Source organism: Seonamhaeicola sediminis, from assembly GCF_004358095.2.
In the GTDB taxonomy this organism is placed as follows: Bacteria; Bacteroidota; Bacteroidia; order Flavobacteriales; family Flavobacteriaceae; genus Seonamhaeicola; species Seonamhaeicola sediminis.
In genome coordinates this window covers 154,009-168,461 of sequence record NZ_SMZJ02000005.1, presented here as the reverse complement: position 1 = coordinate 168,461, position 14,453 = coordinate 154,009, and the positions used below count along the sequence as shown (strand labels likewise).

12 protein-coding genes are annotated in these 14,453 nt (G+C 34.5%); 2 read left to right on the top strand and 10 right to left on the bottom strand.

The window, feature by feature from the left end; translation table 11 throughout:
- Positions 1–25 precede the first annotated feature (25 nt).
- The 5 genes from asnS to pyrH form a co-directional block, all read right to left on the bottom strand.
- Complete coding sequence (gene asnS / locus E1J38_RS10285) at positions 26–1,459, bottom strand: asparagine--tRNA ligase (protein WP_133356463.1); 1,434 nt, start codon at positions 1,457–1,459, stop codon at positions 26–28.
- A 114-nt stretch (positions 1,460–1,573) separates the two neighbouring features.
- Complete coding sequence (locus E1J38_RS10280; RefSeq protein WP_133356462.1) at positions 1,574–3,961, bottom strand: efflux RND transporter permease subunit; 2,388 nt, start codon at positions 3,959–3,961, stop codon at positions 1,574–1,576.
- Between the two features lie 48 nt (positions 3,962–4,009).
- Entirely contained in the window at positions 4,010–5,281 is a 1,272-nt protein-coding gene (locus E1J38_RS10275) for a DUF5686 family C-terminal domain-containing protein (protein ID WP_222428240.1), read from the bottom strand.
- 61 nt (positions 5,282–5,342) lie between these two features.
- Positions 5,343–5,900 (bottom strand): ribosome recycling factor, encoded by a 558-nt coding sequence (gene frr, locus E1J38_RS10270; protein WP_133356461.1) that lies wholly within the window; start codon positions 5,898–5,900, stop codon positions 5,343–5,345.
- A gap of 46 nt (positions 5,901–5,946) precedes the next feature.
- Positions 5,947–6,654: a UMP kinase gene (gene pyrH / locus E1J38_RS10265; RefSeq protein WP_133356460.1), complete on the bottom strand. Its 708-nt coding sequence runs from the start codon at positions 6,652–6,654 to the stop codon at positions 5,947–5,949.
- 168 nt (positions 6,655–6,822) lie between these two features.
- Here pyrH and E1J38_RS10260 point away from each other — a divergent pair, with 168 nt between their 5' ends.
- The gene (locus tag E1J38_RS10260) at positions 6,823–8,406 is read left to right on the top strand and encodes an IS1182 family transposase (protein WP_133356459.1); all 1,584 of its coding nucleotides are present in this window, start codon (positions 6,823–6,825) and stop codon (positions 8,404–8,406) included.
- Between the two features lie 97 nt (positions 8,407–8,503).
- On the opposite strand, the gene tsf is transcribed toward E1J38_RS10260, so the two are convergent.
- The 5 genes from tsf to E1J38_RS10235 form a co-directional block, all read right to left on the bottom strand.
- Positions 8,504–9,325 carry a translation elongation factor Ts gene (tsf, locus tag E1J38_RS10255; protein WP_133356458.1) on the bottom strand — a complete coding sequence of 274 codons (822 nt, stop codon included), beginning with the start codon at positions 9,323–9,325 and terminating at the stop codon, positions 8,504–8,506.
- Positions 9,326–9,419: 94 nt separating this feature from the next.
- Positions 9,420–10,190, bottom strand: coding sequence for a 30S ribosomal protein S2 (gene rpsB / locus E1J38_RS10250; RefSeq protein WP_133356457.1), 771 nt, complete (start codon positions 10,188–10,190; stop codon positions 9,420–9,422).
- Positions 10,191–10,437: 247 nt separating this feature from the next.
- On the bottom strand, positions 10,438–10,824 hold the full coding sequence (gene rpsI / locus E1J38_RS10245) for a 30S ribosomal protein S9 (protein ID WP_133356456.1): 387 nt from the start codon (positions 10,822–10,824) through the stop codon (positions 10,438–10,440).
- Positions 10,824–11,279 (bottom strand): 50S ribosomal protein L13, encoded by a 456-nt coding sequence (gene rplM, locus E1J38_RS10240; protein ID WP_133356455.1) that lies wholly within the window; start codon positions 11,277–11,279, stop codon positions 10,824–10,826. Before rplM ends, rpsI begins: the two co-directional genes overlap by 1 nt.
- Before the next feature lie 132 nt (positions 11,280–11,411).
- Positions 11,412–12,374 (bottom strand): L-threonylcarbamoyladenylate synthase, encoded by a 963-nt coding sequence (locus tag E1J38_RS10235; RefSeq protein ID WP_133356555.1) that lies wholly within the window; start codon positions 12,372–12,374, stop codon positions 11,412–11,414.
- A gap of 130 nt (positions 12,375–12,504) precedes the next feature.
- Here E1J38_RS10235 and E1J38_RS10230 point away from each other — a divergent pair, with 130 nt between their 5' ends.
- Entirely contained in the window at positions 12,505–14,451 is a 1,947-nt protein-coding gene (locus E1J38_RS10230) for a YgiQ family radical SAM protein (RefSeq protein WP_133356454.1), read from the top strand.
- Positions 14,452–14,453: the final 2 nt, after the last annotated feature.

Here is a 14,453-nt window from a genome sequence, read left to right as displayed (position 1 = left end):
ACTTGTACCACAACCAAAATTGAGACTAAAATTCTGCGTTTTGAGGAGTTCTTGGGAAAGGAATAACATCTCTAATATTACACATACTAGTTACGAACATTACTAAACGCTCAAACCCTAGACCAAAGCCAGAATGAACTGCAGTGCCATATTTCCTGAGATCTAAATACCACCAAAGTTCTTCTTCGGGTATATTCAAGGCCGCCATTTTTTGTTTTAAGACTTCCAAACGTTCTTCACGTTGAGCACCTCCCACAATTTCGCCTATGCCTGGGAATAAAATATCCATGGCACGAACTGTTTTGCCGTCATCATTTAAACGCATGTAAAACGCTTTGATATTTGCTGGATAGTCAAATAGAATTACAGGACATTTAAAGTGCTTTTCTACCAAAAAACGTTCGTGCTCGCTTTGTAAATCACAGCCCCAATCTTTGATAATATATTTGAATTTCTTTTTCTTATTTGGTTTACTATTTCTGAGAATATCAATAGCTTCGGTGTAGCTTACACGCTTAAAATGGTTGTCTGTTACAAATTTCAGTTTTTCAATGAGCGTCATGTCACTTCTATCGGCTTGAGGTTTTTTCTTATCCTCATCTTGTTGACGTTTATCTAGAAATTCTAAGTCATCACTATTATTTTCAAGCACATATTTAATTACAAATTTTAAGAAGTCTTCGGCTAAATCCATATTACCAGCTAAGTCCATAAAGGCCACTTCTGGTTCAATCATCCAAAACTCTGCTAAATGGCGTGAAGTATTAGAATTCTCGGCTCTAAAAGTAGGGCCAAATGTATATACCTTTCCAAGTGACATGGCATATGTTTCAGCTTCTAACTGACCTGAAACCGTTAAATTGGTTTCTTTTCCAAAGAAATCCTTGGAATAATCTACTTTATTATTGCCGTTTTTTGGTAGATTATTTATATCTAGACTTGTTACTTTAAACATTTCTCCAGCTCCTTCGGCATCACTACCAGTAATTATTGGAGTGTGCATATAATAGAAACCATGCTCATTAAAGTATTTATGAATAGCATAAGAAAGAGCAGATCTTAAGCGCATTACAGCACTAAAAGTATTGGTTCTGGTACGTAAGTGGGCATTTTCGCGTAAAAACTCAAATGAATGTTTTTTGGGCTGAATTGGATATTCTTCAGGATCAGAATCACCTAAAACCTCTAAAGTTTTTACTTTGATTTCTACTTTTTGTCCTTTGCCTTGGCTTTCTACTAATTCACCTGTTACATGAATGGCGGCTCCAGTAGTAATTCGTTTTAATAAAGCCTCATCAAAATTTTCAAAATCTACTACGCACTGTATGTTATTTAATGTTGACCCATCGTTTAAGGCAATAAAGCGGTTTGCTCTAAAAGTTCTAACCCAACCTTTTATTTCTACTTCAGGAAAGGTAATATCTTCTGTTAATAATTCTGAGACGCTATACTGACGCATTAAATCTTAATTTTGAATGTAAATATAAAAAAAGCCTTTCGGCTTCCAAGTTTAATTTAAGTAAAAAAGATAATTCTATAAGTAAAAATATAAAAAATATTATTTATTGAAAGGTTATTCAACTTCGTCCTCATCAGGAATAATATTTATAGCAGGTTCTCTTAAAACTTCTTTATTAGCAATACTGCGTTCTAAAGAAAGTAATAATGAGGGAAGTAATAAAAGATTAGATAACATGGCAAACAATAGTGTAGCCGAAACTAACGCACCCAATGCTACGGTACCACCAAAGCTGGAAATGGTAAACACCGAAAATCCAAAGAAGAGCACAATAGATGTGTAAAACATACTAACCCCTGTTTCGCGTAAAGCACCATAAACAGAAACTTTTATTTTCCAGTTATTTGCCTGTAATTCCTGTCTGTATTTAGCTAAAAAGTGAATGGTATCATCTACCGAAATCCCAAAAGCAATACTAAACACTAAAATAGTTGAGGGTTTAATAGGAACACCCAGATAACCCATCAATCCTGCGGTAACCAATAATGGGAGTAGGTTAGGAATTAATGAAATAATAATCATTCTCCCAGAACGAAACATATAGGCCATAAATAATGAAATTAAGAGTATGGCCAATGATAACGATATAGCTAAATTTTTAACCAAATATTTGGTGCCTTTCTGAAATACTAGGGCTTTGCCTGTCATGGTAACATTGTATCGTTCCTTTGGGAAAACCTTATCTATTTTATTTTGTAGATTTTCTTCAATACGTTCCATTTTATCAGTCCCAATATCTTTCATAAAAGTTGTTATTCTAGCATATTGCCCCGTACTATCTACAAAGTTGTTGAGTAAATCCACATCAGAAGAAGAATTTCTAGCATATGATAAAATGAAACTGTTTTCCTGTGATGTAGGTAGTTGATAATATTTAGGGTTCCCGTTATAGTAAGCTTGTTTTGAATATTTAACCAAACTCACCACAGAAATAGGCTTTGATAGTTCAGGGGTTTCAATAATGAGATCTTCTAGCTCATCCATGCGTTTAAGCGTAGCGAGCTTCATAACCCCTTTTTTACGTTTGGTATCTACCATGAATTCTAAAGGCATGATACCGTTAAACTCTTCCTCAAAAAAGCGTATGTCTTTAAAAAATTCGGCTTCTTTGGGCATGTCTTCAACTAAACTACCAGAGATTTTAATTTGATATATACCTATAATACTTACTATAAGCAAAACAACCGATGTGGCATATATGGTAATTCGCTTTTGCTTAACCATACGCTCCATCCAGTTTACAAAACCACCAATCCAACGCTTGTTTAAATGCTCTAAATGGCGGTCTTTTGGATGGGGTAAAAACGTATAAATAATTGGTATAATAAGCAGACATAAAATAAAAATAGCCAAAATACTTAAGGATGCTACTACCCCAAATTCTTTTAAAAGTTGACTTTCAGTAAGTATAAAAGTTGCAAAGCCAGAGGCAGTGGTTACATTAGTCATTAAGGTAGCATTACCAATTTTGGTAATAACACGTTGTAACGATTTTACTTTATTACCATGAAGCTTTACCTCATGTTGGTACTTATTAATTAAAAAGATACAGTTGGGGATTCCTATAACTATAATTAATGGTGGAATTAAAGCTGTTAAAACGGTGATTTCGTAATTGAACAACCCAATAATACCAAGTGTCCACATTACCCCAATACAAACTACAATAAGTGAAATGAAAGTAGCTCTAAACGACCTAAAAAAGAAAAAGAAAATAATGGATGTAACCAGTAATGCTGCAATTACAAAAAGGTTAATTTCATCAATGATGTTTTGAGAATTTAGGGTACGTATATAAGGCATCCCTGACACTCTAACATCTAGATTATAATCTTTTTCAAAAGTCTCTATTTTATCAATTAAGATATCAATTACAAAATCTTTTCTTGCCGATGTATTTACTATATCCTTGTTTAAATAAATTGCGGTCCTGACTGTTTGGGTTTCCTTATTAAACAAAAAATTATCATAAAACGGATACTTATGAAACAGTTCGTTTTGAAGTATTTCAATTTGTTCAATTGAAGTAATGGAGTCTTTAATAAAAGGTTCTAAGTTGAACTTTTCATTCCTTGTGTCTTTAACAAGTTTTTGAAGGTCTGTAATAGAAATTACGGTCTCTACTTCTTTGTAATTTTTAAAACTATCCGAAAGTTTGTTCCAGGCATTAAGCTTTTCAATAGTAAATAAAGAATTGTCTTTTACTCCTAAAACAATAAGATTACCCTCTTCTCCAAAGGTTTTTAAAAAGTTATTGTATGTAATATTAACCTCGTGTTCATCTGGTAATAAGTTGGCTTCAGTATAGGTAAAGCGCATGTTATCCCACTGCTTGCTAAAAAACAATGTAGTAATAATAATAGCAATAAGAATAATGATTTTATTACGTAAAATCAATCTTGCAGTAACATCCCAAAAGTCTTTGCTGAACAGTTTAAACATACCTTTTTATGAAAGCAGCGCAAAGGTAGAAAAAACCCTTGTATTACCTCATAAAGTCACGTTAAATGTAAACTTTAAAGCAAGATTGTCTGTAAATTCAGGTAAATGATAACCACCATAACGGTAGGTAAAGCTTAAGCCAAAACCAAAGAGTAGTTTATTAATTTCGAATCCAGATTCTGTATAACCTTTTTCTAGTGTTTTAAAACTAATATTTTCATGTTTTTCAGGAAATTCCATGTTACCAATGGCAAATCTAGAAATCAATACCAATTGCGGGTTGAGACGCTCTGAGATTTTAAAGGGTTTAAAAAAATGTTTAGCTTGGATGGTAGTAAACTTATCAGAAAAGAACTCATTAAAATACATAGTTTCAAAACTATTTAAACCAGCTACAGAGAACCGCTGCATAACCGTTTCTTTTGTAATGTTATTAGGATAAGCATGGTACATATGTGTAATAGGGGTATCACCGTTAGCTAAACCTGAAACCAAAGTTAATTCAGAATAGTTGTCTTTGTCAATAATAATTTTATGTATGGTTCTGAAATCAATTTTAGAAAAATTGAAATCACTTTTAAAAACATTTTTAAAGCTTTTTGAATATTGAAGCGTGAATTTGGGATATCCTTGTTTAGTTTCTTTTAAACCATTTTCAGTTTGATTAAAATCGCTAAAAGGGTTCCATTGAAAGGCAATTTTAGCTACACTTAATCTAAAGTTATTTAATAGCATGCCATTAGTATTGAAACTATATTGGTAAGTTGGATTGATACTACTAATTGAAAATTCAGTTTTAGTACTTAACTTATCAAATAATAGGTGTTCTATACCAATAGATTTTGTGATATGGCTATGAAACAAATCAATATTTAATAATCTGGGTTCAAAAAATTGAAAGAAACGACCGTCTGTTAAGAATTTAGTGCTTCCGGTTTCTTGTAAATCGTCTGTATAAGATAGACTTAACCACGTATTGGTTTTAGGCGCTAACCTAATTGCTCCACCAATACTAAATTTGAATTCATCATCTCTAAACCCATAAACTGAATAACCATTTATTTTAAAATTTTTTGAGAAGTTTTCATTGGTAGTGCCACCAATACCAGTACGGATGCCTTCATATTGATTGAATTTTATTAAATACCTTAAATCGAAATTGAAATATTTGCTAGGTAAATAGCCATTGCCTAAATGTTTTACAAACGTTTCCTTTTTAACAGAATCTTGTATGCTTTCCTTGAAGGCTTTGTAAGAAGATTGACTGTTTAAAAGTTTAAAACAAAGGATAATAACAAAAAAAAGGCAATGCTTAAGCATATTATTAAACAGAAATGATTGTTGATAAAAAAAGCGACATAATTGTCGCTTTAGTTACATTTTAAACGGTCATAATTTCTTTTTCCTTAACATGGAAAATATCATCTGCTTTCTTAACGTAAGAATCTGTCATTTCTTGTATGTCTATTTCGGCATTAGCCTTTAGGTCTTCAGAAGCATCGTCTAATTTTTTAATATCATGCATAGCATCTTTACGGGCATTTCTAATGCCAATTTTAGCATCTTCTCCTTCAGCTTTAGCTTGTTTGGAAAGATCGCGTCTACGTTCTTCTGTTAATGGAGGGACATTAATAATAATACTTTCACCATTATTCATAGGGTTAAAACCTAAGTTGGCAATCATAATAGCACGTTCAATTTCTTGAAGCATAGATTTTTCCCATGGCTGTATGGTAATGGTTCTTCCGTCAGGAGTATTAACATTAGCAACTTGGTTTAGTGGTGTTTGAGAACCATAATAATCTACCATTACACTCCCTAGCATTGCAGGACTTGCTTTTCCTGCTCTAATGTTAGAAAGCTGTTTTTCTAAATGCTTTATAGCATTATCCATGGCTTCTTTTGCTGTGTCTAATATAAATTGTATGTCTTCTTTCATAGTATTAAAATTTACTTGGCATTAAGAAACAAAAATTACGCCAATTTTATATATTAACTACAGTTCCAATTTCTTCACCTGAAACTACTTTAAGCAAATTACCTTTTTTATTCATGTCAAAGACTATAATAGGTAATTCATTTTCTTGACTTAAGGTGAATGCTGTTGTGTCCATAACTTTTAGTCCTTTACTTAAAACTTCATCAAAAGAAATATTACTAAACTTAATGGCCTTTTTATCTTTTTCAGGGTCTGCTGTATAAATACCATCAACACGTGTTCCTTTTAAAATAACATCAGCTTCAATTTCAATAGCTCTTAATACAGCTGCTGAATCTGTTGTAAAGTAAGGATTTCCAGTACCACCTCCAAAAATTACTACTCGACCTTTTTCAAGATGTCTCATGGCTCTTCTTCTTATAAAAGGTTCTGCTACTTCATTAATTTTAATAGCGGTTTGAAGTCTAGTTTCAATATTCGCATCTTCTAAAGCTCCTTGTAAAGCTAAACCATTAATTACAGTAGCAAGCATTCCCATATGGTCACCCTGCACTCTGTCCATACCTTTACTGGCTCCAGCAACACCTCTAAAAATGTTACCACCACCAATAACTATGGCAACTTCAACACCTTTGTCTGTAATTTCTTTTATATCTTTTGCATATTCCGATAATCGGTCTGGGTCTATGCCATATTGGCGATTTCCCATTAGGGCTTCTCCGGATAGTTTAAGGAGTATTCTTTTATATTTCATTAGCTGTTAATACTGAAGTTGTGCAAAACTACGCAAAAATTTATTTTATATGATGATTAAATGAATGCAATTATTAATTTTGATTTGAGTTAAAGAAACAAAAAAGAGGCTGTCTGAAAAGGCAGTCTTTTTTTTTGCCATTTTTCCAATAAGTTGTTAAATTTAAGAATGAGCAGAAAAATAATTTTTAAGACTTACGACCAAGATCAGTTGAGTCTTTTGCCGCCCAGTTATGATGAGCTGGTACCGGTCAACCATCCCGTGCGCATTGTAAATAAGATCATCGACCATATCGACATCAGTGCCTTAGAGGCAAGTTACAAAGGAGGCGGCACGTCAAGTTACCATCCGCGGATGTTGCTCAAGGTCATTATCTATGCCTATCTGCGCAACCTTTATTCTTCGCGAAAAATAGAACAGGCATTACATGAGAACATCCATTTTATGTGGCTCAGCGGACAGAGCAGACCCGACCACAACACCATCAACGATTTTAGGGGCAAACGTTTACAAGGCCATCTAAAGAAAATATTCCACCAAGTCGTTTTGCTTTTGGTGGAACAGGGTGTTATCAGCTTAAAAGATATTTATGTAGACGGCACCAAGATTGAGGCCAATGCCAATCGCTATACTTTTGTATGGGGCAAGTCCATAAAGACGAGCAGGGAGCGCATCAAAAAACAATTGAAAGAACTTTGGTCCCATGTAGAAAAGGTCTATAAAGATGAACAGCATATTCCCAATACGCCCGACTTTGAAGCTATCGATGCGGAAAAAGTTGAAGCAACCATCAACCAAATCAATGATGCGCTACAGGGCAGGGAGGTCGATAAAAAAGTAAGACAAAAGCTAAATTACGCTAAGAAAAACTGGCCGACAAATATGGCAAAATACCAAAAGCAGGAAGCCATTTTAAAAGAAAGGAACAGTTACAGCAAGACAGATCCCGATGCCACTTTTATGCGGATGAAGGACGACCATATGCAGAACGGGCAACTAAAACCGGGCTACAACGTGCAGGCCTCCACCAACAACCAATACCTCACCAATTATACACTGGCGCAGACCACGGCAGATACCACTACCTTAAAAGAACACGTTAGCGACCACATTGAAAATTACAACGAAACACCTGAAACACTCACGGCAGACGCAGGCTATGGCAGTGAAGAAAATTATACAGATCTAGAAGATAAAAACATAACGGCTTTTGTAAAATACAATTACTTCCATAAAGAGCAGCAAGACGAAAAGAAAGGAAAAAACAACCCCTTTCATCCAGAGCAATTACATTATAACAAAGGAACAGACACTTATTATTGTCCCATGGGACAGGCCATGACAAACATTGGTAGCCATAAAAAGAAAACAAAAAACGGTTTTGAGCAAGAAATACATCGTTATCAGGCTCAAAACTGTAATGGTTGCCCGCTCAGAGGCCTTTGCCACAAATCAAAGCATGACCGAATCATAGAACGCAATTACAATTTAATGCGGCTCAAGGCAAAAGCAAGAACACTGCTTACCGGCGAGCAAGGCATCGCCAAAAGAAAGCAACGATGCTGGGATGTGGAAGCTGTTTTTGGAAACATAAAACACAATATGAATTTTAAACGCTTTATGTTAAGGGGGATCGATAAGGTAAGAGTGGAAATAGGGCTTATCGCCATGGCACATAACCTTAAAAAGTACAGTTTAACGGTGCAGGATTTTACTGCCACTTTTCAATCAAATATATCCAACCGCTTCTAAAACCTATGCTTTTATAAAAAAGAAAATCGCCTAAAAATCACTTTTTAGACGACCTCTTATAAATATTTAGGTTTTCCTTAATTAAAAGGAAATATGATTACCCTAAAGCAACTCGCTCAAATCCAGTAACAGTAACATCTCCGTATGTTTTCACATAATCGGCAACGCTTAATTTACTGTCTTTGATAAATGCTTGGTTTACTAAAGTGTTATCTTTGAAGAAACGGTTAAGTTTTCCTTTAGCAATGTTATCTAACATAGCTTCTGGTTTTCCTTCTGCACGTAACTGATCTTTAGCAATTTCAATTTCTTTTTCAACAATTGAAGCATCAACACCTTCTTCATTTAAAGCAATTGGATTCATTGCAGCAGCTTGCATAGCAACATCTTTTGCTGCTACCTCAGCACCATCAACTTTGGCAGAAAGACCAACTAAAGTAGCAATTTTGTTACCAGCGTGTATGTATGATCCAACAAAAGGAGCTTCTAATCTTACAAATGCATTAATGTCTAGTTTTTCACCAATAACACCAGTTTGCTCAATTAGTTTTTCAGAAACAGAAATACCATTAAAATTTGCAGCTAAAAACTCTTCTTTAGTTGCGTAATTTAAAGCTAATTCAGCTAATTCATGAGCAAGGTTTACAAAATTTTCGTTTTTACCAACAAAGTCAGTTTCACAACCTAATACTATAGATACACCAACAGTGTTATCTGCATTTACTTTTGCAATGGCAGCACCTTCAGTAGATTCTCTATCAGCTCTTTTTGCAGCTACTTTTTGTCCTTTTTTACGTAGGATTTCAATGGCTTTATCAAAATCACCTTCAGCTTCAACTAGAGCTTTTTTACAATCCATCATGCCGGCTCCAGTAGTTTTTCTTAATTTATTTACCTCTGCGGCTGTTATTTTTGTCATAATTTCTATGCATTTTATTAAATAAGTCGCTTAATTTATTTTACAAGAAAAGAATTAAACGACTCACAAATATTACTTAATTATTATATAAAGTTTATTCTTCTTCTTCAGCAATTGCTGCCTTTTTAGAAGTTTTAGCTTTTGGAGCATCTTTTTCAGCTGTAGCAGCATCTTTTTCAGCTTTACGTTCTGCTAAACCACCTGCAATGGCATCAGTTACACATGATAAAATTTTATCAATTGATTTAGAAGCATCATCATTTGATGGTATTACATAATCAACCTGACGTGGGTCTGAGTTTGTATCTACCATAGCAAAAATTGGAATGTTTAATTTTTGAGCTTCTTTGATAGCAATGTGCTCACGCTTAATATCTACTACAAATAAAGCGCCTGGTAAGCGAGTCATATCAGAGATTGAACCTAAGTTTTTCTCTAATTTAGCTCTTAAGCGGTCTACTTGTAAACGTTCTTTTTTAGAAAGTGTGTTAAAGGTACCATCTTTCTTCATTCTATCAATTGAAGCCATTTTTTTAACAGCTTTTCTAATAGTAACAAAGTTTGTTAACATACCACCTGGCCATCTCTCAGTGATGTAAGGCATGTTAATAGCTCCTGCTTTTTCAGCAACAATATCTTTTGCTTGTTTTTTGGTTGCAACAAATAAAATTTTTCTTCCAGAAGCTGCAATTTTAGCTAATGCTGCGTTTGCTTCATCAATTTTTGCTGCTGTTTTGTAAAGGTTAATAATATGGATACCGTTACGTTCCATATAAACGTAAGGAGCCATGTTTGGATCCCACTTACGTGTTAGGTGACCAAAGTGTACACCTGCTTCAAGTAATTCTTTTACTTCTACTGCCATTTTTGTAATAGTTTACGTTCTGTTGAATTAGCAATGATTAAGTGGTCATTTTCAAATCGCCTTAATCATTTAGATGCTAAACTAAATCCTGCTCTCAAATTTTTACTGGTAGCTAGGAACAACAATAACTGTTTTTAATTATCCTGTCCCGATAGCTATCGGGTTTGTTTCAGGAACTTAATAGTTTTAAATTTTCAACTTGATTGGATAACTCTTAAAGAGATTCCCAATCAAGTTGAGGATAATATTAACGTTTAGAGAACTGGAATTTCTTACGCGCTTTTTTCTGACCGAATTTTTTACGCTCTACCATTCTTGGATCTCTAGTTAATAAACCTTCAGGTTTTAAGATAGCTCTGTTTTCAGCATCCACCTCGCATAAAGCACGAGAAATTGCTAAACGAACAGCTTCAGCTTGACCAGTAATGCCACCTCCATATACATTTACTGTAATATCAAAGTTGCCATCATTGTTAGTCAAAGCTAATGGTTGCTTTACTTTGTACTGTAAAGTAGCTGTAGTAAAGTAATCCGCTAAGTCTTTTTTGTTAATCGTAATGTTTCCCTTTCCTGAGGCAACATATACACGTGCAACAGCCGTCTTTCTACGGCCAATTTTGTGAATTACGTCCATTAATTGAATTCGTTTAAGTTAATTGTTTTAGGTTTTTGAGCTTCATGTTTGTGCTCAGGACCTACAACAACATTTAAATTACGGAATAAAGCTGCCCCTAATTTGTTTTTAGGCAACATTCCTTTTACTGATTTTTCTACTATTCTTGCTGGATCTTTTCCAAACAATTCTGTAGCAGATAAACTTCTTTGACCACCAGGGTAACCTGTATGACGGATATATGACTTATCTGTCCACTTGTTTCCTGTTAAGTTGATTTTTTCTGCATTTATAACAATAACGTTATCTCCGCAATCAACGTGTGGTGTGAAGTTTGGCTTGTGTTTACCTCTTAAAAGTTTTGCAACTTTAGATGCTAAACGACCAAGCGCCTGACCTTCAGCATCAACTAAAACCCACTGCTTATTTACAGTAGCTTTGTTTGCTGAAATCGTTTTGTAGCTTAATGTGTCCACACTAATTATTTTTATTTATTAAACATTCCTCTTCAAAAAAGAGTTTGCAAATTTACGATTAAATATTTGATAAACAAACCCTGTTTGGAGATTTTTTGAAGCTGAAAATCAGATAGCTGGAAGTGGTGAAATTTAATTGCTAAAAGTAGCTCGTTGCAATCGGTCGTTTATAGATTTTCCAAGTCCAAAATTAGGAAACCGTTCGGCAATGATTATATCTAAATTTTGATGGTCTAGGTGGTGCATTGAGGCATAAAGTTTAGACATAGCTTCAGCCAAATTACCCTTTTCTGAGAGAATGATTTGATATGTAACACGGTCATCTTCAAATCTCGTTTTAAAAGATAGGATACCAATGCGTTTTCCTTGATGTTTTTCAATTTCCTCTAATATAGAATCACATAAATAAGTTGTTGTGTTGGGAGCATAATGACGAGCCAGCATCCCTGGAGCATCAGGCTTTATTTCTTTTTTATTTTTTAAAGTCACGGGGCCAACTACCTTTTCAATGTCTTCTAATGCTAAAGCCCCAAGTCTATAAATAACAGGCTCATCATTTTCAAAACCAATGATAGTAGATTCGATACCATTTTCACAAGAGCCACCATCCAAAACTTGTTCAATAGCATTTTCAAAATAAGCAGCAACATGTTCTGCTTTAGTAGGGCTGATACTTCCAAAAGGATTGGCGCTGGGAGCGGCTAAAGGGAAAGGTAGCTGTTTTAAAAGCTTTAAGGTAATAGGGTGATTAGGTACTCTTACGGCTACAGTATCTTTGCCAGCTGTTACTAAATCTGGAATAGCCTGTTGTTTTTTCAATACCAGTGTCATAGATCCTGGCCAGAAGGTTTCAGCTAATTTTTGAGCTTTAGGCGGAACATAACTAGCTATATCCTTTAATTTTTCAATTGACGGAATATGAACTATGAGTGGATTAAAAAATGGTCTTTTTTTTATTTCAAAAATACTTTTAATAGCTTTTTCGCTATAAATGTTTCCTGCAAGCCCGTAAACGGTTTCCGTTGGTATGGCAACAAGTTTTTCAGCGCTTAAAATAGCTGCAGCTTTTTTTATATCTTTTGAAATGATACTCATATAGTTTTTAAACGAGGTGCAAAAATACACTCTTTTTTTATTTTCTAATACTTCTTTAACTTTGATGTGTTTCTCAATCAATACTTTATAAAACATCAACCAATGATTTTTTAATTACTTTTGCAGTTCTATGGAGGAGTTAAGGTTATCAAATTGGTTGCCCACCACAAACAAAGAGGTTAAAATTCGTGGTTGGGATGCATTAGACGTTATTTTGTTTAGCGGGGATGCTTATGTGGATCATCCTTCTTTTGGTCCTGCTGTTATTGGGCGTATTTTAGAAAGTTATGGTTTAAGAGTTGCTATTGTGCCTCAACCTAATGTCAATGATAATCTTCAGGATTTTGTAAAACTAGGGGCTCCAAAGTTGTTTTTTGGAGTTACAGGGGGTTGTATGGATCCTATGGTTAGTAATTATAATGCTAACAAGAGAAAACGTAAAAAAGACGCCTACACACCTAATGGAGATATTGGTTTTAGACCAGATTACGCAACAACTGTTTACTCAAATATTTTAAAGGAAAAGTGGCCAGATATTCCAGTGCTCATAGGTGGTATTGAAGCTTCTTTAAGACGTGTAACACATTATGATTATTGGAGTGATAAATTGATGCCTTCTATTCTAGTAAGTTCCAAGGCTGATATGTTAGTATATGGTATGGGAGAGCAACCTCTTAGAGAAATTGTAAGGTTGTTGCAAAAAGGTGTGCCTTTTCATAGTATCAATACCATAAAGCAAACGGTATTATTAATTGAAAATGAAGAAGATATCCCGAAAAATAAAAATTGGGAAGATGTAGAAATAGCATCTCACGACGATTGTTTGAACGACAAAAAAACCTTTGCTTCTAATTTTAAAGTGATAGAGCAAGAGAGTAATAAGTTGTATGCACGACGTATTTTTCAAAAAGTAGGCAATAAAACGTTGATGATTAACCCGCCATATCCTACAATGACTGAAGAAGAAATTGATGCTTCTTTTGAATTGCCATATACCAGGTTACCACACCCCAAATACAACAAACGCGGACCTATTCCTGCATATGAAATGATTAAATTTTCCATCAACATACACCGTGGCTGTTTTGGCGGATGTAGTTTTTGTACCATTTCAGCACATCAGGGCAAATTTATTGCGTCTCGTAGTCAAGAATCTGTATTAAGGGAAGTTGATACGATTGCAAATATGCCAGACTTTAAAGGCTATCTTTCAGATATTGGTGGACCAAGTGCCAATATGTACAAAATGAAAGGTAAGGTTCAAGAAATATGTGATAAGTGTGTAGCTCCATCTTGTATTTCGCCAGTTATATGTAGTAATTTAGATACCTCACATAAACCTTTAACCCAATTATATCAAGCGGTTGATAACCATCCGAAGGTTAAAAAATCGTTTATAGGAAGTGGTATTCGGCATGATATGTTGGTGCCAGAATTTAATAAAAATGCCGATGCCAAAGAGCTAGATGATTATACTGAGGAGGTTATGACCAAACATGTTTCGGGACGTTTAAAAGTAGCCCCAGAACATACTAGTGATCCTGTTTTAAAATTGATGCGTAAACCATCATTCAAATATTTTCACAAGTTTAAGGAACGTTTTGACAAAATAAATAATAGTAAGAAATTAAAACTTCAACTTATACCTTATTTTATATCCAATCACCCGGCATGTGAAGCTGAAGATATGGCAGATTTAGCAGCCGAAACTAAGGATATGGGCTTTCAGTTAGAGCAAGTGCAAGGTTTTACACCAACGCCTATGACAGTGGCTACGGTGATTTACTATAGTGGATACCACCCTTACACACTTGAAAAAGTAAAAACACCTAAAACCCAAAAGGAGAAGGATGAGCAACATCGATTTTTCTTTTGGTATAGACATGAAAATAGAGCTTGGATTAAAAATACATTAAACAAACTTGGGCGTACAGATTTGTTGAAGGTACTGTTACCCGAAAATGATAAATGGCGCAAAAACAAACCTGGTAAAACCAAGAATACCTTTAATGACGCTGTGCCTTTTAATCAAAGAAAAAATAAAGCCAAGTTTAGGTCTAAGAAGAAGAGGCGCTAAGC